General features: G+C 71.3%; 21 protein-coding genes and 2 pseudogenes. 12 read left to right on the plus strand and 11 right to left on the minus strand.

Going from position 1 to position 22,600, the window contains the following annotated elements; all coding sequences use genetic code 11:
• Window positions 1-142 precede the first annotated feature (142 nt).
• From ACH492_RS16490 to ACH492_RS16500, 3 genes are read left to right on the plus strand one after another with little or no spacing between them, the layout of a single operon-like run.
• Window positions 143-1,204 (plus strand): FecCD family ABC transporter permease, encoded by a 1,062-nt coding sequence (locus ACH492_RS16490; protein ID WP_398987034.1) that lies wholly within the window; start codon window positions 143-145, stop codon window positions 1,202-1,204.
• On the plus strand, window positions 1,201-2,043 hold the full coding sequence (locus tag ACH492_RS16495; RefSeq protein ID WP_398987036.1) for an ABC transporter ATP-binding protein: 843 nt from the start codon (window positions 1,201-1,203) through the stop codon (window positions 2,041-2,043). Before ACH492_RS16490 ends, ACH492_RS16495 begins: the two co-directional genes overlap by 4 nt.
• A gap of 15 nt (window positions 2,044-2,058) precedes the next feature.
• Complete coding sequence (locus ACH492_RS16500) at window positions 2,059-3,039, plus strand: ABC transporter substrate-binding protein (protein WP_398987038.1); 981 nt, start codon at window positions 2,059-2,061, stop codon at window positions 3,037-3,039.
• Between the two features lie 7 nt (window positions 3,040-3,046).
• Here ACH492_RS16500 and ACH492_RS16505 read toward each other — a convergent pair whose 3' ends face one another.
• A complete protein-coding gene (locus tag ACH492_RS16505; RefSeq protein WP_398987360.1) occupies window positions 3,047-4,060 on the minus strand; it encodes a hypothetical protein in 1,014 nt (337 codons plus the stop codon).
• A gap of 102 nt (window positions 4,061-4,162) precedes the next feature.
• Between ACH492_RS16505 and ACH492_RS16510 the strand changes: the two genes are divergently transcribed.
• On the plus strand, window positions 4,163-6,793 hold the full coding sequence (locus ACH492_RS16510) for a helicase-associated domain-containing protein (protein ID WP_398987362.1): 2,631 nt from the start codon (window positions 4,163-4,165) through the stop codon (window positions 6,791-6,793).
• Window positions 6,794-6,830: 37 nt separating this feature from the next.
• Here ACH492_RS16510 and ACH492_RS16515 read toward each other — a convergent pair.
• A pseudogene (locus ACH492_RS16515) lies at window positions 6,831-7,213 on the minus strand (VanZ family protein); the annotation flags it as partial.
• 187 nt (window positions 7,214-7,400) lie between these two features.
• Here ACH492_RS16515 and ACH492_RS16520 point away from each other — a divergent pair.
• Window positions 7,401-9,044 carry a DNA repair helicase XPB gene (locus ACH492_RS16520; protein ID WP_398987042.1) on the plus strand — a complete coding sequence of 548 codons (1,644 nt, stop codon included), beginning with the start codon at window positions 7,401-7,403 and terminating at the stop codon, window positions 9,042-9,044.
• 19 nt (window positions 9,045-9,063) lie between these two features.
• Here the strand turns inward: ACH492_RS16520 and ACH492_RS16525 are convergent, their stop codons facing one another.
• From ACH492_RS16525 to ACH492_RS16535, 3 genes are all read right to left on the minus strand, one after another.
• A complete protein-coding gene (locus ACH492_RS16525) occupies window positions 9,064-9,399 on the minus strand; it encodes a hypothetical protein (RefSeq protein ID WP_398987044.1) in 336 nt (111 codons plus the stop codon).
• Between the two features lie 48 nt (window positions 9,400-9,447).
• The gene (locus tag ACH492_RS16530; protein WP_398987365.1) at window positions 9,448-10,554 is read right to left on the minus strand and encodes a glycosyltransferase 87 family protein; all 1,107 of its coding nucleotides are present in this window, start codon (window positions 10,552-10,554) and stop codon (window positions 9,448-9,450) included.
• Window positions 10,555-10,726: 172 nt separating this feature from the next.
• Window positions 10,727-10,921: a hypothetical protein gene (locus ACH492_RS16535; RefSeq protein ID WP_398987046.1), complete on the minus strand. Its 195-nt coding sequence runs from the start codon at window positions 10,919-10,921 to the stop codon at window positions 10,727-10,729.
• Between the two features lie 269 nt (window positions 10,922-11,190).
• Here ACH492_RS16535 and ACH492_RS16540 point away from each other — a divergent pair, with 269 nt between their 5' ends.
• The gene (locus ACH492_RS16540; RefSeq protein WP_398987367.1) at window positions 11,191-13,254 is read left to right on the plus strand and encodes a HelD family protein; all 2,064 of its coding nucleotides are present in this window, start codon (window positions 11,191-11,193) and stop codon (window positions 13,252-13,254) included.
• Between the two features lie 158 nt (window positions 13,255-13,412).
• On the opposite strand, the gene ACH492_RS16545 is transcribed toward ACH492_RS16540, so the two are convergent.
• On the minus strand, window positions 13,413-14,054 hold the full coding sequence (locus ACH492_RS16545; protein ID WP_398987048.1) for a hypothetical protein: 642 nt from the start codon (window positions 14,052-14,054) through the stop codon (window positions 13,413-13,415).
• Between the two features lie 312 nt (window positions 14,055-14,366).
• Entirely contained in the window at window positions 14,367-15,053 is a 687-nt protein-coding gene (locus ACH492_RS16550) for a copper homeostasis protein CutC (protein ID WP_398987050.1), read from the minus strand.
• Between the two features lie 142 nt (window positions 15,054-15,195).
• Here ACH492_RS16550 and ACH492_RS16555 point away from each other — a divergent pair, with 142 nt between their 5' ends.
• Window positions 15,196-15,843: a hypothetical protein gene (locus ACH492_RS16555; RefSeq protein WP_398987052.1), complete on the plus strand. Its 648-nt coding sequence runs from the start codon at window positions 15,196-15,198 to the stop codon at window positions 15,841-15,843.
• A 5-nt stretch (window positions 15,844-15,848) separates the two neighbouring features.
• Here the strand turns inward: ACH492_RS16555 and ACH492_RS16560 are convergent, their stop codons facing one another.
• Window positions 15,849-16,112 (minus strand): DUF4031 domain-containing protein, encoded by a 264-nt coding sequence (locus ACH492_RS16560; protein ID WP_356225667.1) that lies wholly within the window; start codon window positions 16,110-16,112, stop codon window positions 15,849-15,851.
• Window positions 16,109-16,465, minus strand: a complete 357-nt coding sequence (locus tag ACH492_RS16565; RefSeq protein WP_398987054.1) for a hypothetical protein — start codon at window positions 16,463-16,465, stop codon at window positions 16,109-16,111. Before ACH492_RS16565 ends, ACH492_RS16560 begins: the two co-directional genes overlap by 4 nt.
• Window positions 16,466-16,545: 80 nt before the next feature.
• Between ACH492_RS16565 and ACH492_RS16570 the strand changes: the two genes are divergently transcribed.
• Genes ACH492_RS16570 through ACH492_RS16580 form a run of 3 tightly spaced genes read left to right on the plus strand, consistent with a single transcriptional unit; the run spans window position 16,546 to window position 20,034 of the window.
• Window positions 16,546-17,469, plus strand: coding sequence for a MurR/RpiR family transcriptional regulator (locus ACH492_RS16570; RefSeq protein ID WP_398987056.1), 924 nt, complete (start codon window positions 16,546-16,548; stop codon window positions 17,467-17,469).
• 44 nt (window positions 17,470-17,513) lie between these two features.
• Complete coding sequence (murQ, locus tag ACH492_RS16575) at window positions 17,514-18,452, plus strand: N-acetylmuramic acid 6-phosphate etherase (protein ID WP_398987058.1); 939 nt, start codon at window positions 17,514-17,516, stop codon at window positions 18,450-18,452.
• Window positions 18,453-18,483: 31 nt separating this feature from the next.
• The gene (locus tag ACH492_RS16580; protein ID WP_398987060.1) at window positions 18,484-20,034 is read left to right on the plus strand and encodes a PTS transporter subunit EIIC; all 1,551 of its coding nucleotides are present in this window, start codon (window positions 18,484-18,486) and stop codon (window positions 20,032-20,034) included.
• A 202-nt stretch (window positions 20,035-20,236) separates the two neighbouring features.
• Here the strand turns inward: ACH492_RS16580 and ACH492_RS16585 are convergent.
• Both ACH492_RS16585 and ACH492_RS16590 read right to left on the minus strand, forming a co-directional pair.
• Window positions 20,237-20,605: pseudogene (locus tag ACH492_RS16585) on the minus strand (ABC transporter permease); the annotation flags it as partial.
• Window positions 20,606-20,998: 393 nt separating this feature from the next.
• Window positions 20,999-21,217 carry a hypothetical protein gene (locus tag ACH492_RS16590; protein ID WP_398987062.1) on the minus strand — a complete coding sequence of 73 codons (219 nt, stop codon included), beginning with the start codon at window positions 21,215-21,217 and terminating at the stop codon, window positions 20,999-21,001.
• A 113-nt stretch (window positions 21,218-21,330) separates the two neighbouring features.
• Here ACH492_RS16590 and ACH492_RS16595 point away from each other — a divergent pair, with 113 nt between their 5' ends.
• Window positions 21,331-22,173, plus strand: coding sequence for a helix-turn-helix domain-containing protein (locus ACH492_RS16595; protein ID WP_398987064.1), 843 nt, complete (start codon window positions 21,331-21,333; stop codon window positions 22,171-22,173).
• Window positions 22,154-22,363, plus strand: coding sequence for a DUF397 domain-containing protein (locus ACH492_RS16600; protein WP_398987066.1), 210 nt, complete (start codon window positions 22,154-22,156; stop codon window positions 22,361-22,363). The genes ACH492_RS16595 and ACH492_RS16600 overlap by 20 nt, the downstream gene beginning before the upstream one ends.
• The last annotated feature ends 237 nt before the right edge of the window (window positions 22,364-22,600 follow it).

Below are 22,600 nucleotides of genomic sequence, written 5' to 3' on the forward strand. Positions count from 1 at the left end.
CAATCGCCGGGCGGGCTCATCAGCCTCACCGGGCACAATCCAGCCCCCGTGGGGGTCCCCCCGGACAAAGTCTGGGGGAGATTGAGGCGCGGGGTCTGGGGCAGCGCCCCAGCAAGGGCCCGCGCCCGGTCAGGAGAGCCGCATGAGCGGTGAGACCGTGACCGTCCGGCCCGCCGGGTACGGTCTCGTACGGGCCGGGAGGGGAAGCTTCCTCGTGCATCGGCGGGCCGCCGTCGGCGCCGGGATCCTCGGCGTCGTGCTGGCCGCCGTCTGCGTCGCGTACCTCTGCGTCGGCGAGAGCTTCGTCGCGCCCGGGGAGGTGCTGAAGGTCCTCGCCGGGCAGGACTCGCCCGACGAGCTCGTCGTCGGCACCCTGCGGCTGCCCCGCATGGTCACCGGGCTCCTGGTCGGCGCCGCCTTCGGTGTCGCGGGGGCGCTCATCCAGACCGTCGCGCGCAATCCCCTCGCCAGCCCCGACATCATCGGGATCAGCCAGGGCGCGAGCGCCGTCACCGTCGGGGCGATGACCTTCGGGGTCACTTCGTACACCGTGCTGCCGTACCTCTCCGTCGCGGGCGGCATCGTCGCCGCCGCGCTCGTGTACGTCTTCGCCTGGCGCGGCGGGCTGCACGCCACCCGGTTCGTGCTCATCGGCATCGGCTTCGCGATCGCGCTCCGGTCGGTCACCACCCTCTTCATGACCAAGGGCGACTATCTCGTCGCCCAGCAGGCCCAGATCTGGATGACCGGCTCGCTCAACGGCCGCGGCTGGGAGGAGGCGGCCCCGCTCGGCTGGACGCTGCTCGTGCTCGGGCCCGCGGTGCTGTGGGCCGCCCGCGCGCAGCGGACCGTGAGCATGGACGACGACACGGCGACCGCGCTCGGCGTGCGGCTCGGGCGCGTACGGCTCGGGCTCGTGGTCCTCGGAGTCGTCCTGGCGTCCGTGGCGACCGGCGCGGCCGGACCTGTCGACTTCGTGGCGCTGCTCGCTCCGCAGATCGCCCGCCGGATGACCCGGACCGCGCAGATCCCGCTGCTCTGCTCCGCGCTGATGGGCGCCGTCATCGTCGTACTCGCCGACCTGCTTGCGCGAAAGCTCCTGGCGCCCACCGAGCTGCCGGTGGGCGTGCTGACGGCCGCCGTCGGCGCCCCGTATCTGATCTGGCTGATCGTCCGTAGTCGTACCGCTGGAGGCAAGGCGTGAGCAGGCTCACCGCGCGCGAGCTGACGCTCGCCTACGAGGACCACACAGTCGTGCACGAGCTCGACCTGGCCGTCCCTGACGGACAGGTGACGGTGATCGTCGGCCCGAACGCCTGCGGGAAGTCGACGACCCTGCGCGCCCTCGGGCGACTGCTGAAGCCCCGGGGCGGGGCCGTGCTGCTGGACGGCCAGGAGCTGTCGAAGATCCCCACGAAGAGGATCGCGCAGTCGATCGGGCTGCTGCCGCAGTCCCCCGTCGCCCCCGAGGCGATCACCGTCGCCGACCTCGTCTCCCGCGGCCGCCAGCCCCACCAGCACTGGTGGCAGCAGTGGTCGCAGGAGGACGAGCGCGCGGTCACCGACGCCATGGAGCGTACGGACGTCCATGCGCTCGCCGAGCGGTCGGTGGACGAGCTGTCCGGCGGGCAGCGGCAGCGCGTCTGGATCGCGATGGCGCTCGCGCAGGAGACGGATCTGCTGCTCCTGGACGAGCCGACGACGTATCTCGACATCGCCCACCAGGTCGAAGTGCTGGATCTCGTACGGCAGTTGGCGCATCCGACTCCTACTGGCTCGCGCGGGCGCACCGTCGTCGCCGTGCTGCACGACCTCAACCAGGCCTCGCGGTACGCCGACCACCTGGTCGCCATGAAGTCGGGCCGGATCGTCGCGGAGGGCCACCCGAAGGAGATAGTCACCGCGGATCTCGTACGCGAGGTCTTCGGCCTCGAATCGGTGGTGGTCCCGGACCCGGTGACGGGGTCGCCGCTGGTCGTGCCGGGCGCGCCGTACTCGCCCTCCCGCGTCGCCGATGTCCCCGCCCCTGCCACCTCCCGCTGAAAGGCTCCGTCACCCATGACCGGAAACCTCCGCCGCCGCACCCTCGCCGCCGGCTCCGTCGTCCTCGCGGGGGCGCTCGCCCTGACCGCGTGCGGCTCCGGCAACGACAGCAAGGACAGCAAGGACACGTCGCCGGGCGCAGGCGGAACCCACACCGTCAAGACGGCCATGGGCGACGTCCAGGTCCCCGACGCGCCGCAGCGGGTCGTCGTGCTCGACACCGCCGAGCTGGACTCCGCGATCACGCTGGGCGTGAAGCCGGTCGGCGCCGCGCACGCCGACGTCGAGTCGGGCTTCCTCAACTACCTGCCCAAGGACCAGGTCGCGGGGATCAAGGACGTCGGCGCGATCACCCAGCCGAATCTGGAGGCCGTCGCCGCGCTCAAGCCGGACCTCATCCTCACCAGCAAGGTCCGCGACGGCGACAAGTACGACAAGCTCAGGGCGATCGCTCCGACCGTCATGACCGAGAGCACCGGCCATCCCTGGAAGGAGAACTTCCAGGTGCACGCAGACGCGCTCGGCAAGAAGGACGAGGCCGCGAAGGCCGTCTCCGCGTACGCCGCCCACGCGAAGAAGGTCACCGAGGCCCTCGGCGGCAAAGAGAAGGCCGCGGCCACCGAGATCAACGTGGTGCGCTTCGTCGAGGGCGCGGACATCCGCATCTACGGCAAGCAGAACTACATCGCGACGATCCTCGCCGACGTGGGCCTCGGCCGCCCCGCCATCACCGACGAGGCCAAGGACGGCTTCTCGTACGACGTGAGCCCGGAGAAGATCGACCTCGCGGCGGCGGACGTCATCTTCCACTCCACGTACGGCGACCCGAAGAAGGCCAAGCGGACGCAGACCCTCGGCAGCGGTCTGTGGAGGAACCTGCCGGCCGTCAAGAACGGCACGGTCTTCCAGGTCGACGACCAGCTGTGGATCCAGGGCATCGGCTACACCGCGGCCGGCAAGATCCTCGACGAGCTGCGGGCCGACCTCACGAAGTAGGCGCGCCCTAGCGCCTCCGCGCCCGCCACACCAGATAGAGCGCGGATGCGACGGCCGCCCCCTTCACCACCCACGGCCAGGTGCCGGCGAGCGCGTCGCGCATCCCGTCCTGCGGGATCGGCTCGCCCCAGCGCCCGTTGACCCGGCCCCACAGCCAGACGAGTCCGCCCGCCACGACCGCCCCGGGCAGGCCGACGACCGCCCACTTCGCCTCAGTACGGGACAGCCGGCGCGAGGCGTAGGCGAGGAGCCAGCCGCCACCGAGGGCGAGCCAGGAGCCGAGCACGGCGCCGGCGACCAGCAGAGCGGCGGCGAGCAGCAGGAAGGGGTTGGCGAGGGCGGGCCTCGGCGCGGCCGCTTCGGTAGGGCGGCGAAGCCGCGGACGCCACCGGCGCGGTGCGGCGTCCGCCTCAACCTCGTCGACGCCCTCGCCCTCGTCCTCGTACTCCTCGTCCGGGTCCTCCGCCTCGGCGGCCGCGGCCAAGTCCTCCTTGGACGGCGGGGGTTTGAGTATCTCGGGGATCTCCACGCCGCCGACGAACCCGGCCACGCTCTCGCCCGCCCCGAACGATCCCGGCTCGATCCGCCACCAGTCGGGCTCGCTGCCGGAGGGGCCGAGCTCGTCCATCCCCGCGAGGTGCGGGGGCGACGCGCCGGTGGCAGCTCGTGGGGCCTCGGGCTGCCCGGGAGCCGCGGACTTGCGCGGCCGCGGGATCCGGCGGCGTACGCGCTGCTCGGGCACGGCGGCCCGCGGCGGCGCCGGTACATGTGCCTGTGATCCGGCGGAAGGTCCGTCCTCGGACGCGGACGCCACGACCTCGTCCGGCGTACCGAGCCGCCCGAGAATCCGGCGTACCGCCGCCGGGCTGTCCGAGCCGAACTTCGCCCGCTGCCGGTCGATCTCGTTCCGCAGCGACGAGACCAGCCTCATCCGGGTGTTGGACGGCAGCTGATGCTGCTGGGCCAGGTCCCCGACCCGGCTCAGATAGTCGTAGACGAGCTGATCGCTCTCGATCCCCACCGGCATTTCCCCTGACGTTCCTGCCCGGCCGCCCTGTCTCCCCGGGCCCGCCCTGTCCCCGACCGTAGCGCTCCAGGGACTACCGTGGGGCGGATGGGGACCATGCCCGAAGGAAGCAGTCCGAGCACTCCGCGCACGCTCGCCGAAGCGCTGCGTGCCCGCGGTGACGAGGATCTGGCCGCACTGCTGCGCGCCCGCCCCGACCTGCTGAGCCCCGTGCCGAACGATCTGACGCAGCTCGCCACTCGGGCGGGCACACGTGCCTCCGTCGTACGGGCGCTGGAGCGGCTCGACCGGTTCACGCTGCAGACCGCCGAGGCGCTGGCGGTGGCCCCCGACCCCGCCCCGTACGCGACGCTCCTCGCACTGCTGACCGGCGAGGAGGGCGACCCGGCGATTGAGGCGGCCCTGCCGCGGGCGGTGGACGTGCTGCGCGGGCAGGCGCTGGTGTGGGGCGGCGACGACCGGCTGCGGCTGGTACGCACCGCGCGCGAACTCCTCGCCCCGTCGCCGACCCGACCGTCGCCGACCGGCCTCGGCCCGACCGTCGCCGAGGCCACGGCCGGGATGTCGCCGGGCCGGCTCCAGGAGATCCTCGCGGCGGCCGGGCTGCCGACCACGCACGATCCGGTCTCCGCGGTCGCCGCGCTGACCTCGCTGTTCACCGACCGCTCGCGGATGGCGGCGCTGCTCGACACGGCCCCGTCGGAGGCGCTGACGGTGCTCGACCGGCTGGTCTGGGGCCCTCCGTACGGAGAGGTCACGGCGAACCCCGCGCCGCCCGTGCAGTGGCTGCGCGACCGCGGGCTGCTGCTGCCCACGTCGCTGAGGACGGTCGTGCTGCCGCGCGAGGCGGCGCTGCATCTGCGCGGCGGCCGCGCCCACCGCGCGCCGGAGCCGGAGCCGCCCGCGGTCAGGCCGGCCGCGACGGCGTCGATGGCCGAGGGCCGTCCACAGGTTGTGGACAGTACGGCGGCGGGCCAGGCCTTCACCGCGCTGTCGACGGTCGAGGACCTGCTGAAGGACTGGCACGAGGGCGGGCCGGCGGTGCTGCGCTCGGGCGGCCTTTCCGTACGTGACCTCAAGCGCACCGCGGCCGCGCTGGACACGAACGAGCAGATGGCCGCGTTCTGGCTCGAACTCTCTTATGCGGCGGGCCTGTTGGCGGCGGACGGTGAGGCGGACGAACGGTACGCGCCGACGCCGGCGTACGACGACTGGCTCACGCTTCCGGCGGCCGACCGGTGGGCACGGCTCGCCGCGGCCTGGCTCACCGCGACGCGCACGGCGGGCCTGGTCGGCGGCCAGGACACGAAGGGCCGTACGCTCTCGGCCCTCGGCCCCGACCTGGACCGCTCAGCCGCGATCGAGGTCCGCCGCCGCGTCCTCGACCTGCTCGCCGGGCTCCCCGCGGGCACGGCCCCCGACCCGGAATCGGTCCTGGCCCGCCTCCGCTGGGAACGCCCCCTCCGCGGCACCGGAACACACGACCTGGACACGAACGCGGCCCGGAACGCGGCGACCGGCGTCCCGACAGACCTGCGCTCCCGCATCGCGGCCTGGACCCTGACCGAGGCGGAGGTCCTGGGCGTGACGGGCCGCGGGGCCCTGTCGACGCACGGGCGTGCGCTGCTGGGGCACACGGTGTACGGGGAAGCCTCCGCCGGGAACGGGGAACTCGCCGCGGGCTCCACCGCGCCGCCGAGCGGGACCGAAGCAGCCGCCGGGCTCACGGCTGCGCCCGGACTGGGCGCAGCCCGCTCGGGCCTGCCGGAACCGGGCGGTCCCGACGCCCGAGCCGCCTCCGCCGCCGCGCTCGCGCCGCTTCTCCCCGAGCCCCTCGATCACATCCTTCTCCAGGCCGACCTCACCGCCGTCGCCCCGGGCCCCCTTCAGCGCCCGCTCGCCGAGACCCTCGCCGTGCTCGCCGACATCGAGTCCAAGGGCGGCGCCACCGTCTACCGCTTCACACCCGCCTCCGTGCGCCGCGCGCTCGACGCCGGAAAATCCGCCTCCGACCTGCACACTTTCCTGGTCACGCACTCCCGTACACCCGTGCCGCAGCCGCTCAGCTATCTCGTCGACGACGTGGCCCGCCGCCACGGCCATCTGCGCATCGGCTCCGCGTCCGCCTACGTACGCTGCGACGACGACGCGCTGCTCGGCGAGATCCTCGCCGACAAACGGTCCCAAGGCCTGCGGCTGCGCCGCCTCGCCCCCACCGTCCTGGCCGCCCAGGCCGACCCGGCGACGCTGCTGGAAGGGCTGCGCACCATGGGGTACGCGCCCGCCGCCGAGTCCGCGGAGGGCGACGTGCTGATCACCCGCGCCCACGCCCGCCGCACCCCGCCCCGTACCGCGCCCGTCCCGGTCCCGGACGGCCCGCCGGTGCCGGACGGGACGCTGCTCGGCGCGGCGGTGAAGGCGATCCGCGCGGGCGACATGGCCGCCACCGTCGTACGCAAGCCAGTCCCGGAGCCCGCGAGGAACGGCGAACTCCCCCGCACCACGTCCGCCGAGACGCTGGCCACCGTGCAGGCCGCGGCGATGACCGGCGCGGCCCTCTGGATCGGCTACGTCAACGCGGACGGCGCGGCCAGCCAGCGCGTCATCGCGCCGGTGCGCGTGGAGGGCGGCTTCGTCACGGCGTACGACCACACGGCGGACGAGGTCCGCACATACCCCCTGCACCGCATCACCGGCGTCGCCGAACTCGCGGACGACCCCGCCTGACGGACTTCACGGGCCTGACGGCTGTCGCATGCGCGAACCGGCGCCCCAGCAGCAGATAGCCGAGCAGCCGACGTGTTGAGGATCACATCGTCCACGTCGAAGGCCCGCCCCTGCACCACCGCGCCCTGCGCCGGCTCCACCAGTGCCATCACCACCACGGTGAGCGCGATCACCCGCACCAGCCGCATCGACCGCGGTACGAAGACGGGGGAGCAGCACCCCTAAGGGCACACCGAGCAGAAGATTGCCGCCGACCTGCTTGCACGCCGCGAGGAAGGTGTATTCCTCGGCGTACTGCCGCAGCGACGAGCCCGGACGGAGGTTGGCCGGGGCGATGTCCGCGGAGGCGTGCGAAGGGGCGAGGGTCAGCCGGGCCAGTACGGCAGAGAAGGCGACCAGCGCCACAAACGCCACCACCATGGCGCACACGCGCAATGCTGTTCTGCCCCTCGCCGCACGGGGATGTGCTCCCGTTGTCATGGACGTGCGGGTACCCCCGCCGCCCCCGGACAGGCCCGTACGTCGCCGGTGAACAGCGCCACACCTGGCCTGCGAGACCACTCGATGCGGCAGACTGGAGGTTTGGCCTCACCGAAAGGGCGCAGGTGTGAACGGACCCCTCATCGTCCAGAGCGACAAGACTCTCCTCCTCGAAGTCGACCACGAGCAGGCGGACGCCTGCCGTCGCGCCATCGCGCCCTTCGCGGAGCTGGAGCGCGCCCCGGAGCACATCCACACCTACCGGGTCACCCCGCTCGGCCTGTGGAACGCCCGGGCCGCCGGGCACGACGCCGAGCAGGTCGTCGACGCGCTCGTGGCGTACTCCCGCTACCCCGTCCCGCACGCCCTCCTCGTCGACGTCGCCGAGACGATGGCCCGCTACGGCCGGCTGACCCTGAGCAAGCACCCCACCCACGGGCTGGTGCTCACCACCACCGACCGCCCCGTCCTGGAGGAGATTCTCCGGTCCAGGAAGGTCCAGCCGCTGGTCGGGGCCCGGATCGACCAGGACACGGTCGCCGTGCACCCCTCCGAGCGCGGGCAGATCAAGCAGACGCTGCTGAAGTTGGGCTGGCCCGCCGAGGACCTTGCCGGGTACGTCGACGGCGAGGCGCACCGTATCGAGCTCGACGAGACCGGCTGGGCCCTGCGCCCGTACCAGAAGCAGGCCGTCGAGGGCTTCTGGCACGGCGGCTCGGGCGTGGTCGTGCTGCCCTGCGGTGCCGGCAAGACGCTCGTCGGGGCCGGTGCGATGGCACAGGCGAAGGCCACGACGCTGATCCTGGTCACCAACACCGTCTCGGCCCGCCAGTGGAAGCACGAGCTGGTGAAGCGGACGTCGCTGACCGCGGACGAGATCGGCGAGTACAGCGGTACGCGGAAGGAGATCCGCCCTGTCACCATCGCCACCTACCAGGTGCTGACGACGAAGCGGAAGGGGATCTATCCCCACCTGGAGCTCTTCGACTCGCGGGACTGGGGCCTGGTCGTCTACGACGAGGTGCATCTGCTGCCCGCGCCGGTCTTCAAGTTCACCGCCGACCTGCAGGCCCGCCGGCGGCTGGGGCTCACCGCCACGCTCGTACGGGAGGACGGCCGCGAGTCGGACGTCTTCTCGCTCATCGGGCCGAAGCGATTCGACGCGCCCTGGAAGGAGATTGAGGCTCAGGGGTACATCGCGCCCGCGGACTGTGTGGAGGTACGGGTCAACCTCACCGACTCGGAGCGGCTCGCGTATGCGACGGCCGAGACGGAGGAGAAGTACCGCTACTGCGCGACGACCGAGACCAAGCGGAAGGTGACCGAGGCGCTGGTCGCCAAGCACCGCGGCGAACAGACGCTGGTCATCGGCCAGTACATCGACCAGCTCGACGAGCTGGGCGAGCATCTGGACGCGCCGGTCATCAAGGGCGAGACGTCCAACGCACAGCGCGAGAAGCTCTTCGACGCGTTCCGGCAGGGCGAGATCTCCGTACTCGTCGTGTCGAAGGTGGCGAACTTCTCGATCGACCTGCCGGAGGCGACCGTCGCCATCCAGGTGTCGGGCACCTTCGGGTCCCGCCAGGAGGAGGCCCAGCGCCTCGGGCGCGTGCTGCGGCCGAAGGCGGACGGGCACGAGGCACGGTTCTACTCGGTGGTGGCGCGCGACACGATCGACCAGGACTTCGCGGCGCACCGCCAGCGGTTCCTGGCGGAGCAGGGGTACGCCTACCGGATCGTGGACGCGGACGAGTTCCTGAGCCCGAAGTAGCACCGGGCCGAAGCACGCCCTAGTCGAGGCCGACCAGCACCGGGCCCAGCACCGCAAGCACGTACTGCACCTTCACGGTGTGGGCCCGGGCCTCGCGGGTCATCACGCTCTGCGGGGCGAATACGCCGCCGAGGCCGGTGAGGCCGGACAGGGCGAGCGACCACATGCCGGCGTTGAACAGCACTCCGGCGCGGCCGTCGCCCTCGACCGCGTCGATCAAGGCGAGTACGAGGCAGAACGCGAAGGCGAAGAAGAGCAGGACGAGCCCGATGCCCGCGCCGAAGCGGACGGAGCGGCTGGAAGGGGCGAGGGGGTCGTCCTGGGTCTGTGCGTCGAGTACGGGCGTCGTCGTCATGTTCTCCATCCAAGGGGCAAGGTCGAGCCGGAGCCTGGGTGGACGTACTCAGACCGCGCCCGTGCGCGTACTCACGTCGCGCTCACTCGAGTCCTTCGCGGCAGTAACACGCGGGCCAGGCACGAGACCCGGCGCCGGCGACACTCGCTCGTGCCGCACGGCAAGTGCCAGCAGCGCCAGCCCGAGCAGCGGATACGGCGACGCCAACGCCTGCTGCCACCAGGGGAGTTGGAGGTCGGCAGCGCCCTGGTGCGGTACCAGCCACAGGGTGCGGGCCAGGAAGACCGCGGCGACGGCAGCCGCCGTGCGGTGCCGGCCCTCCGCGATCAGCACCGCCAGCAGGGGTACGCACCACACCCAGTGGTGCGACCAGCTGATCGGCGAGACGAGCAGCGCGGTGAGCGCGGTGACCAGGACGCCCCGGGCCCCGCTCACGGCTCGTCGGGCGATCCACAGGCCCGCAACGGCGGTGAGGGCGGCGGCCAGTGCCCAGAGTGGCCCCGGCTCCGGGGTGTGCAGCGCCCGGGCGAACAGTCCTTGCAGCGACTGGTTGTCGACGATCCACGCCTTGCCCACCCGCCCGGTCTCGAAGATGCGCCGGGTCCAGAAGTCGACGCTGGCGTGCGGGAGTACGAGCGCGCCCAGCAGCACGGTGCCGATGAAGGAGGCGAGGGCGGTGAGCCCGGCCCGTACCCGACCGGTGATCAGCAGATAGAGGATGAACACGGCGGGCGTGAGCTTGACGCCGGCCGCCACGCCGAGCGCGAAGCCCTTGCCGATGGCTTCCTCGTCCCGGGACAGGTCCCACAGGACGAGGCAGACGAGGGCGAGGTTGATCTGCCCGAAGAGGAGCGTCTGGAAGACCGGTTCGAGCCAGAGGCCTGCGGCGACGGCGGCCATGACCAGCGGCGGGCGCGCGGGCAGTCCGGCGAACCGGCAGGAGAGCCGCACCAGCAGGGCGAGCAGAGCCACGTTCCCGACGACGAAGACCACCTTGAGTGCCGGGACGGGCAGCCAGGTGGTCGGTACGAAGAGGATGGCGGCGAAGGGCGGATACGTGGCGGGCAGTTGCCACTGGGTGACGGTGAATCCGTAGAGATCGGTGCCGTTCGCGACGGCTGCCCCCTCGGCCCGGTACACGAGGGTGTCGGCCATCGGAATGCGCTGGTCGATGCAGAGTGCGGCGAGCGCGGCGAACGAGAGGGCGAGAGCGAGGGCGGTTACTGCGGTGAGTAAACGAGGGGTCACGTTCCGGTACTTCACGGCCGCGACCCTACTAGGGGGTCGGTGGATCCGGTGTCAGCACCAGGGGTCGGTGGATCCGGTGTCAGCGGCGGCGGACGCCTGCCTCCTCGGCGTACTCCCCAAGGACGGCGACGCTGAACACGGCGCCTGCAAAGACCTTGACCGCGCGCAGTGCGTTGCCGAGGAGGTGCGGGGAGTGCGGAGTGGAGCCGGTGGCGGTCGCTCCGTGGTGTGGGTGGGGGATGTGGGCGCCTGGGGTAAAGGTTGCTGTGCTCATGTCTCCATGATGGGCTCCGGGCCTGCTGAGCACATCGATCTGCGGACTGAACCGGGCGCCTGCCCGCGTACGACTCCAGGCATAGGCCGTCCCCTACGGGGAGGACGCGGGGGGGGGTGGGCCCGCGGAAGAAAATCATTCGCCCGCCACCGGCCCGCTGACTAGAATCGCCGCTCTTGCCCGCCTCCCCCGAGGAGCGCCGCCGCCCGGACGGAAACCGGCCGGTCCGCCATGTCGTGATCCACGCAGCACCCGCCGGAGGCAAACCCGTGCCCGCGCACGCCCCAGACCCTGCCCCACCCGTCCCTGATCCGTTCGCGGACCCGCTCGCGCGTGAGCGTGCCCATCTCGCCGCCTCGCGTGCCGCGCTCCGCGCGATGCGTGAGGACGTCCAGGCCCTCGACATCCGCGACGTCACGGCGAACTGGGTCAACGCCGCCGTCCTGCAGGCGCAGATCGAGGGGCGCATCCAGGCGCTGGCCGACCTCTCCCACACCCCGCTCTTCTTCGGCCGCCTCGACTATCTGCACACCACCCAGGAAGGGCAGCGCTTCTACATCGGCCGTCGGCACGTCCATGACGCGGGCGGCGACCCGATGGTCATCGACTGGCGCGCACCCGTCTCGCAGCCCTTCTACCGGGCGTCCAGGAAGGACCCGCTGGACGTCGGTCTGCGTCGGCGCTTCGGTTACACGGGCGGCGACCTCACGGCGTACGAGGACGAGCATCTGACCGACCCCGCGGAGCAGAACCGGACCAGCAAGCTGCTCCAGGCGGAGATCGAGCGCCCGCGCGTGGGCCCGATGCGGGACATCGTCGCCACCATCCAGCCGGAGCAGGACGAGATCGTACGCTCGGGCCTGTCCGGGACGGTGTGCGTGCAGGGCGGCCCGGGCACCGGAAAGACGGCGGTGGGACTGCACCGGGTCGCGTATCTGCTGTACGCGCACCGGGAGCGGCTGGCCAGGACGGGCACGCTGGTCATCGGCCCGAACAAGTCCTTCCTGCACTACATCGAGCAAGTGCTGCCCGCGCTGGGCGAGTTGGAGGTGAGGCAGGCCACGGTCGACGACCTGGTGGCGCATGTGGAGGTCCGGGGTGCGGACGAGGCCGCGGCGTCGGTCGTCAAGGGCGACGCGAGGATGGCGGAGGTGCTGCGGCGGGCGGTGCGTTCGCATGTGACGATGCCTGCGGAGCCGCTGATGGTGGTGCGGGGCTCGCGGCGCTGGCGGCTTCCGGCGTACGAACTCGAAGAGATCGTGCGGGAGTTGCTCGACCGGGACATCCGCTACGGCGCGGCCCGCGACGCCCTTCCGCAACGTATCGCGCACTCGGTGCTGGTCCGGATGGAACAGGCGGGCGAGGCACCGGACGACCGGGTGCAGGACGCGGTGGCGCGCAACCCTGCGGTGAAAGCAGCGGTGAAGGCCATCTGGCCACCGGTGGACCCGCCGAAGCTGGTGCTCCGATTGCTGTCCGACCCCGACTTTCTCGCCACACACGCCGAGGGCGTCCTGAGCCCGGACGAGCAGAAGACGATCCTGTGGACGAAGCCGGCGCGCGGTGTCCGGTCGGCCAAGTGGTCCCTGGCGGACGCGGTGTTGATCGACGAGGCGAACGACCTGGTGCAGCGCACGCACTCGCTGGGCCATGTCGTGATCGACGAGGCGCAGGACCTGTCTCCGATGCAGTACCGCGCGGTGGGCCGCCGCTGCACGACCGGCTCGGCGACGGTCCTGGGCGACCTGGCGCAGGGCACGACCCCGTGGGCGACGGCGAGTTGGCCGGAGGCCCTGTCCCACCTGGGCAAACCGGACGCGACGGTCGAGGAGCTCACTGCCGGCTTCCGAGTCCCCCGCGAGGTGATCGCGTATGCGTCGAGGCTGCTGCCGCACATGTCACCGGGCCTGGCGGAGGTGAAGTCGGTCCGCGAATCGCCGGGCTCGCTGTCGGTCCGCGAGGTCGACGCCACGGACCTGAACGGGGCGGTCGTCGCCGCGTGCGCCGAGTCACTGGACAACGAGGGCTCAATCGGCCTGATCGCGGCGGACGCCCGCATCCCGTCGCTGGCCGGGGCCCTGACATCGGCGGGCCACTCGTATCTCTCCCCCGGCGAGGAAACAACGGCCGAGTCCCGCCTCACCCTGGTCCCGGCGTCGCTCGCCAAGGGCCTGGAGTACGACTACGTAGTACTGGACGAGCCCGCCGCGGTCGTCGACGGCGAGCCCGACGAGCGGACCGGTCTGCGCCGGCTGTATGTCGCCCTCACCCGAGCCGTATCAGGACTGATCCTGCTGCACGCCGCCCCGCTGCCCGTCCAACTTGGCCGGTAGGGCGTCTCGTCCACGGGCGGCGGGGCTGGGCGGGCCGGCCGCTGCGTGCTGTTACGCGGCGCACGGGTGTCGTGCCCGGCACCTGGCCGGTACCGGGCACGACACTCGACTTCAGGCTTCCGACAGAGGGTTTCCCGGCCGTCGGCGCCTCTCGCGCCTCAGGGGGTGGGCTGCGGGACGATCACGGTCCAAGGATCGTTGCAGATGATGTCTGGGGCTGTTCCATCGTCTACGTCACAGATCGTCTGCCAGACGGTTCCATCCGTGGTCGTGACCTCGATGAATGCCTCGGCCCCCATCGTCTCGATCGTGGCATCGCAGGCGCCCACGATCGTGACCGGGGGAGTACCGAGTGTGGTGATGTTCTCCCAGTCAGTGGGGCCGGGAGGCGCGGGGTCGAGGTCCCTGATACCAGAGAAGATTTGCCCGGCCTCGACCACTGCGAAGAGCTGCAGATCTCCCATGAGCGCGGAGTGGATACTGTTGCACGTCGCGGCACCGGTCGCGCCGGTCGCACCGGTCGCGCCGGTCGCACCCGTTGCACCCGTCGCGCCGGTCGCACCCGTCGCGCCGGTCGCGCCGGTCGCCCCGGTCGCCCCCTTCTTGCCGTTCTTGCCGTTCTTGCCGTCCTTTCCGTCCCTTCCGTCATGGCCGTCCCGGCCGTCCAGGCCGTCCAGGCCCTCAGGCCCGAACTCGTCCGTCGCGGAAATGACGTGGGACTGCCCATGTGAGACGGCGTGGACGGGGAACGAGATCCCTCCCAGCGTGGCGGTCAGCAGCGCAAGCATGCTGCCCGTCACCAACCCGCGCCTCTTACGAAGAAACGCGCGCGAGCTCCTGTTACCAGGAATCATGCAACTCTCCTTAGTCCTTGGCGGAGACATGTTGAGGTCGATCCGCTACACCCTGGCAAATCGGGCAGGTTGGGATAAACCTTGAACTTTCATCTCGGTTTATCACCTGGTCGGCCCATGTACTTGCGCCAAAAATGCCGCTGGATGGGGGATCGGCGTGAGCAGACTCGCGATCCGGGCGCCACGCATCCGGGGAGCAGGTTGCCGTCCATCTCCGCCGCCAAGACCGACGAACCGACCGCCTGAGAACCGGCTACATCAGGCGAGCGCCTCGCGCCACTCCGCCACCGCCGCCGCGTCCACCGGGCCGTCCCAGCCGCCCGACCGAGCCGCCCCACCGATGTGGAACCCGTCGATGCCCGCGGCCCGGAGCACGGGCAGGTGGTCGAGGCGGAGGCCGCCACCCACCAGAATCCGCGGGCCGTAGCCCGGCTCGTTCCGCCGCGCAACCTCAGCCAGCAGCGTGGGCAGGCCGTCGTCCACACCCTGTGCGGAGCCGGCGGTCAGATAGGTGTCCAGGCCCGGCAGGTCCGCGAGCTCCTTGCGCAGCGCATCGCGGTCCGCCGCCCGGTCGATCGCCCGGTGGAACGTCCACCGGCATCCCCCAAGCGCCGCCACGACCCGTTCCACCGTCACCAGATCCGGGTTCCCGTCCTCGTCCAGGAACCCGAGTACGAACTCGTCCGCGCCCTCCGCCCGCAGCTCCCCCGCCGCCCGCACCAGCGCGTCGACGTCGCCCGCCGCGAACCCGTCGGACTGACGCAGCATCACGCGCAGCGGGATGTCGACGGCCGCCCGGATCCGGGCGAACGTCTCCCTCGACGGCGTCAGCCCGTCCGCCGCCATGTCGGTGACCAGCTCGAGTCGGTCCGCCCCTCCGGACTGGGCCGCGACCGCGTCCTCCGCGTCGAGAGCGATCACCTCCAGGACTGCACGGTTGCTCATGTGACCCCATTCCTTCAGGAAGACGACTACAGGCCCTACAGGTCTAGTCCAATACCCAGCCTAATGCGCATGTACCGCGAAGGCATCAGTGCGACCCCGCCCGCCCTGCCTCCTACGTGGAGCAGCTCATAAAGTCAGCGGTATGACCGACGACTCCGTGGACCTGCGCGCCCGCTGGTCTCAGACGCTGCTCGCCGCCCGCGACGGAGCGAGCGGGCCGGACCCGCTGCCGTACGCCGAAAATCTGCTGGCCCGCTGGTCGGAGCCGCAGCGCCGGTACCACACGGTCGACCACCTGGCGGCGGTCCTGAGCCACATCGACGTACTGGAGGAGTACGCCACCGACCCGGATCTGGTCCGTCTCGCGGCCTGGTTCCACGACGCGGTCTACCTCCCCGACCGCTCGGAGAACGAGGAACGCTCCGCCCGCCTGGCCGAACTCGCCCTCCCCGAGGCCGGCCTGTCCCCCGCGCATACCGCGGAAGTCGCCCGTCTGGTCCGCCTGACGATCACCCACGCGCCCGATCCGGGCGACGCCAACGGCCAAGTCCTGTGCGACGCGGACCTGGCGATCCTGGCGTCGGGCCCAGAGCGGTATGCGGCGTACACGGCGGCGGTACGGGAGGAGTACGGCTTCGTCCCGGACGAAGCCTTCCGCGAGGGCCGCGCGGCGGTGCTGCGCCAACTGCTCGACCTGCCACGGCTGTTCCATACGCCGTACGGGGAGCGGGAGTGGGAGTCAGCTGCCCGTCAGAACCTGTCGCTGGAACTGGAGTTGCTCACACGCTGACCGGGCTACGGGGACCCCTTGCGTCTGCGCAGCCCCGCCTTCGTCAGCAGTTCGACCACCTCGCGGCTCGACACCTGCACCGCGCCCGCCGCCACCGCGTCCCCGTACCGGTGCGACGGCACGTCGTAGTGGTCCCGCTCGAAGGCGCGCGGCGGGCAGCCGATCGATGCCGCGAACGCGTGCAGTTCCTCGTACGAGACATCGCTGACCAGGTGCGACCACATCCGGCCATGGCCCGGCCAGGTCGGCGGGTCGATGTAGACAGTCACGAAAGGCCGCCAACGGGGGCCACCACGACGCCCGCCTTCGCACAGACCCAGTGCGGGTCCGGGCCCAGTTCCGGTTCGACGTCCAAAGCGTGCGGGTCGCCGGCGTCGCAGACCGGGCACAGCGGCCACCGGCCGTACCGCTCCAGCAGCGCGTCCTGGACGTCCTGGGCAATCAGCCCCGCGACGTACTCGACGCCCTCCGGCCACTGCTCGACCCACCAGCGGCGGTGCGTCACCGCCTCCTCGACCAGCGACACGACCCCGGCGTCCGCCACATCGCGGGCGGCCAGATCGGCGAGGACCAGGGCGCGCGCCGCGTGCAGAGCCTGCTCCAGGGGGTTCGCGTCGTCCATGGAGCAATTGTCACCCCATGCGCCACGGCTGTGACCTCAGGGGGTTGACGATGAACGAAGGGCGAAAATATCTTTCAAGGGTGACCAATTCAGTGAAGGAAATTTTCAGCGGCGACGCCCCACCCGCCCCCGCCGCCCTCGCGGCCAAGGTGCGCACCCTCGCGCCGTCCATGACCCGCTCCATGCAGCGGGTCGCCGAAGCCGTCGCCGACGATCCGGCCGGCTGCGCGGCCCTCACGGTCACCGGTCTCGCCGAGCTCACCGGCACCAGCGAGGCCACCGTGGTCCGCACCGCCCGCCTCCTCGGCTACCCCGGCTACCGCGATCTGCGCCTCGCGCTTGCCGGCCTCGCCGCCCACCAGCAGTCCGGCCGGGCCCCCGCCGTCACCGCCGACATCGCCGTCGACGACCCCATCGCGGACGTGGTCGCCAAGCTCGCGTACGACGAGCAGCAGACCCTCGCCGACACGGCCGCGGGGCTCGACACCGTACAGCTGGGCGCGGCCGTCACCGCCGCCTCGACCGCCCGCCGCATCGACATCTACGGCGTCGGCGCGTCCTGTCTCGTCGGCATGGACCTCGCCCAGAAGCTGCTGCGCATCGGCCTGATCGCGCACGCCCATGCCGACCCCCACCTCGCCGTCACCAACGCCGTGCAGCTCCGCTCCGGCGACGTCGCCATCGCCATCACCCACTCCGGCTCGACGGGCGACGTGATCGAGCCGCTGCGCGTCGCCTTCGACCGCGGCGCGACGACGATAGCGATCACCGGCCGCCCGGACGGGCCGGTGTCGCAGTACGCCGACCATGTGCTGACCACCTCCACCGCGCGGGAGAGCGAGCTGCGCCCGGCCGCGATGTCGTCCCGCACCAGCCAACTCCTGGTCGTCGACTGCCTGTTCATAGGCATCGCGCAGCGTACGTACGAGACGGCGGCGCCTGCCCTCGCCGCTTCGTACGAGGCCCTCGCGCACCGGCACAGCCCTCGCACCCGCACCCGCTAAGGCGCTCCGACCCCCCACGGACCGAGAAAGCAGAGCCGCTTTTCATGACCTCCACCCAGGACTACTCCAAGTTGCGCGCTCAGCTGGCCACCCTCACCACCGAGGCGTTCCGGCCCGAGCTCGCCGACATCGACCAGTTCCCCACCCTCGAGATCGCCCGGATCATGAACGGCGAGGACGAGACCGTCCCCGCCGCCGTCGCCGCGCAGCTGCCGCGGATCGCCGCCGCGATCGACGGCACCGCCGAGCGGATGTCCCGCGGCGGCCGGCTGATCTACGCGGGCGCGGGCACGGCGGGGCGGCTCGGCGTACTGGACGCGAGCGAGTGCCCGCCCACCTTCAACACCGATCCGGACGAGGTCGTGGGCCTGATCGCGGGCGGCCCCTCCGCCATGGTCAAGTCGGTCGAGGGCGCGGAGGACAGCAAGGAGCTGGCCGCCGCCGACCTGGACGCGCTGGAACTGACCGCGGACGACACGGTGGTCGGGATCTCCGCGTCGGGCCGCACGCCGTACGCCATAGGCGCGGTCGAGCACGCCCGCGCCCGTGGCGCGCTCACCATCGGCCTGTCCTGCAACGCGGACAGCGCGCTCGGCGCGGCCGCCGACCACGGCATCGAGGTCGTCGTCGGACCCGAACTGCTCACCGGATCAACGCGGTTGAAGGCCGGTACGGCGCAGAAGCTGGTCCTCAACATGATCTCGACGATCACGATGATCCGGCTCGGCAAGACGTACGGAAACCTGATGGTGGACGTCCGCGCCTCCAACGAGAAGCTGCGCGCCCGCTCGCGGCGGATCGTCGCGCTCGCCACCGGCGCTTCGGACGAGGAGATCGAAGCCGCGCTCGCCGCCACCGACGGCGAGGTGAAGAACGCGATCCTGACCATCCTCGGCTCGGTCGACGGCCCCACGGCGGCCGACCTGCTAGCCAAGTCTCACGGCCATCTGCGCGCGGCGCTGCAATCAGCCCGTACGCATTGAACGTCCCCCCACAGCAAGGCATCCCCCACCCATGGCACCAGACTCCGCAGACAAGAACAGCGCAGACAAGAACAGCGCCACCGCCGCCGCGATCCTTCCCCTCGTCGGCGGCGCCGGGAACATCTCCTCGGTCGCCCACTGCATGACCCGCCTCCGCCTCGGCCTGCACGACCGTTCCCTCGTACAGGACGAGGCGCTCAAGGCCCTCCCGGCCGTCATGGGCGTGGTCGATGACGACACGTACCAGATCGTGCTGGGCCCGGGCACGGTCGCCCGGGTCACCCCGGAGTTCGAGGCGCTGGTGGCGGCGGCGCCCGGGACCGCCTCCGGGACCGCCCCGCGGACCTCACCCGGGACCGCCCCGGGCCCCGGCCCCAGGGCCGCCCCCGGTACGGCCGAGGACCTGGCAGCCCAGGGCGCCGCCATCAAGGCGGCCCGGAAGGCGAAGAACTCAACGCCCTTCAAGCTCTTCCTGCGCCGAATCGCGAACATCTTCGTACCGCTGATCCCGGCCCTCATCGGCTGCGGCATCATCGCCGGCCTGGGCGGGCTGCTGACCAACCTCGGCCTGCTGCCGGCCGTGGTCCCCTCGCTCGCCGCGATGGCGTCCGGCTTCATGTCGCTGATCGCGGTCTTCGTCGGCTACAACACGGCGAAGGAGTTCGGCGGTACGCCGATCCTGGGTGGCGCGGTCGCCGCGATCATCGTCTTCCCGGGCGTCGCGAACATCGAGGCCTTCGGCCAGAAGCTCTCCCCGGGCCAGGGCGGCGTGCTCGGCGCGCTGGGCGCGGCGGTGCTCGCGGTGTACGTGGAGAAGTGGTGCCGTCGCTGGGTCCCGGAATCCCTGGACGTCCTCGTCACGCCGACCCTCACGGTCCTCGTCTCCGGCCTGGTCACCATCTTCGGCCTGATGTTCATCGCGGGTGAGGTCTCCACCGCGATCGGCGACTTCGCCAACTGGCTGCTGGCCAACGGCGGCGCGGGCGCGGGCTTCGTACTCGGCGGCCTGTTCCTCCCGCTGGTCATGCTCGGCCTGCACCAGGCGCTGATCCCGATCCACACCACGCTGATCGACCAGCAGGGATTCACGGTCCTGCTGCCGATCCTCGCGATGGCGGGAGCGGGCCAGGTCGGCGCGGCGGCCGCGGTCTATCTGCGGCTCCCCCGCAACACCTCGATCCGCAACACCATCAAGTCCGCGCTCCCGGCCGGTTTCCTGGGCGTGGGCGAGCCGCTGATCTACGGCGTCTCGCTCCCGCTGGGCCGCCCGTTCGTCACGGCCTGCGTCGGCGGGGCGTTCGGCGGCGGATTCGTCGGCCTGTTCAACATGCTGGGCGACAAGGTCGGTTCCACGGCGATCGGCCCTTCGGGCTGGGCCCTGTTCCCGCTCCTCAACGGCAACAGGGGCCCGGGCGAGACGATCGCGGTCTACGCGGGCGGGCTGCTGGTCGGCTACGCGGTGGGGTTCGTCGCGACGTACTGGTTCGGCTTCACGAAGCGGATGCTGGATGAGCTCAACGCGACGACGGCCGCCGCGACGACGGCCACGCCCGCGAAGGAACCGACCCCGGTCTCGCCGTAACCGGGGATCCGCCCCGGACCCCACGCCTCAAACTCCCCCAGACTTCGTCCGGGGGGACCCCCACGGGGCTTGAGGACACGGCCGAAGGCCGTACGGGTCTGGGGCGGAGCTCCAGTTACGGGAAGGGGAGGGAAGGGGAACCCCGCCGCAGGCGTCACCACCCGCAGGCCGCCGCCTACGCCGCCCCCACCGCCCGCTCAGTAATTGTCATCACGCGCACACTCAGCCCGCCGACCGCGTCCGCGACGCCGTCCTGCTTGCCGACCTGCGCGACGGTCGAGGAGGCGAGGGTCTCGAATCCCTCGACCATCACCATGGCGCTGCTCTGCTCGGAGTCGTCGTCGCTGTCGTTGGCGTCGAACTCGAATCGAGGCCGCCGCGCGGTGTCCCCCTCGCCGGGGGGCGCGGCGGCCTTGGTGACGGTCATGTCGGTGCCGAGCCCGTACAGCGACTCCAGGACCTTGTCCTGGGCGCGGTTCATCCCGGACGAGACCGAGTTGACGACGATGACCAGCGCAATCCCGAGGCCTAGCCCCGAGGCGACGACGAGCGCCGCCGCCTCGCTGAACATCGCCCTCGACAGCGACCACGAAGAGGTCACCTTCACCGCCCACCCGGCGGCGTGACGCCAGTACGCATAAAACCGCACCAGATCGGCCACGCTGTACCCGAGCCGAGGCCCGCGCTCGCCAGCCACCATCATCATCATCAGCAGCAGCAGCAGCAGCAGCAGCAGCAGCCCGACGATCTCCGCGCCCCAGCCGTCACGGCAATCGCCCCTCGGCATTGATCTCCCGCACCCTCGCCCGCAGCACTTCGCCCGGCGGAGCCGGCTGCACGTCCTCAGGCGGGCAGTCCCATTCCTTGCCGCCGCCCGGCGGTCTCAGCTGTACGTATCCGCCTTCGCACCCCATCACCTGCCCGACCCGTCCGTTGCGTACGTCGACGGCGTACGTCCCGGGCCTCACGCGCTGTCCAGTCCGTGGAGCACGGCGGCGAGCCGCAGCGCCGTGTCCAGGTTGCAGCACCCCAGGTCCACCAGCGGATAGGGCGCCTCACTCGCGAGCGACACCACGTCGTCCCGCAACGACGGCAGGGTCACTGCCACCACACCGAGCCCGTCCCGGAGTTGATCCACTACCTCTTCGGCAGCCCGTAGACGCTCCGCCGATCGCACCGCCATGACCAGACACCTCCACACTGAGTGTTCTCTTTCCTCACCCAGCGTGTCCGGCACGGGCTAGCCTGAACAGTGGCGGCAGCCCAACAACCCGACCTGTCAACCAGGGAGTTGCCATGCCCGGACCCAAGGATCTCGATCCCTCCACCTCCCCTCGCGCCCTGATGGGCGCGGAACTGCGCCACGCGCGCGACCAGGCGGGCCTCACCCAGGACGAGTTGGGGCGGCCCCTCTTCGTCAGCGGCTCGTACATCGGCCAGATGGAGGCGGGCACTCGCCGGATGCTGCCCGAGTACGCACGCCAGATAGACGAGATCCTCGGTACGAACGGCTTCTTCACCCGCAACTGCGAGGTGTCGAACAAGTCGCGCTATCCCGACCACTTCGCCGAGGCGGCGGAGGCGGAGGCAGCCGCGACGACGATCAAGGAGTACGCGCCGCTGCTGGTGCCGGGCCTGTTGCAGACGGAGGCGTATGCGCGGGCGGTGTTCCGCGGGGGCCTGCCCACGGCAAGGGAAGAGGCCATCGATGAACTGGTCGAGGCCCGCCTCGATCGCGCGCACCTCCTGAGCGATCCAACAAAGCCTTTGTTGTGGGCGGTTCTGGACGAGGCGGTGTTACGTCGCAAGGTCGGTGGCGCGGTTGTGATGGCGGAGGCGCTGGGACATGTGGCGGCGCTGGCAAGGCGACGCCGGATCATTGTGCAGGTGCTGCCGTTCGAGGCAGGCGCGCACATGGCACTCGAAGGCTCGCTCAAGCTGATGTCCTTCACCGACGCCCCTCCCCTGGCCTACGTCCAGAGCCTGGGAACGGGCCAGTTGCAGGACGATCCGGCCACGGTCTCCCGCCACGAACTGGCTTACGATCTGGTCGGGGCCAGCGCACTGTCACCAGAAACGTCCTTGGCCCTGATCTCATCAGTGGCGGAGGATTACGCTCATGAAGATCAGCAGCCCTGAGCACGACCTCACTACGGCAATGTGGCGCAAGTCCAGCTACAGCGGCGCAAGCGGCGGCGACTGCCTTGAAGTCACCGACATCCACCGCGGCATCGTGCCCGTACGCGACTCCAAGAACCCCGACGGCCCGAAACTCCTGTTCCAGGCCGCCTCTTGGTCCGCCTTCATCACCTGCCTGAAGCGCGACTAGGGCGTGTCGCGGGCCGGGCGCTCACCGGTGAGCAGGAAAGTCGGTCACGGCTTCGTCCCCACAGGCGTTCGTTGGCGCGGTAGGCACCGTGGCCGACGCCGGGTCCACGTCCGGCCAGGCGTGCCCCTTGAGCAGGACGAGGTGTAGCGGCGCCCGGTCTCAGCCGGCCGTCGGCGCGGACGCCGCGGTCCGGCGGTCTCGGTCTGCCCACCGCAGCAGGCGTCGCCGTCCAGGGCG

The sequence above is a fragment of the Streptomyces sp. NPDC019443 genome (assembly GCF_044389785.1).
Classification (GTDB): domain Bacteria; phylum Actinomycetota; class Actinomycetes; order Streptomycetales; family Streptomycetaceae; genus Streptomyces.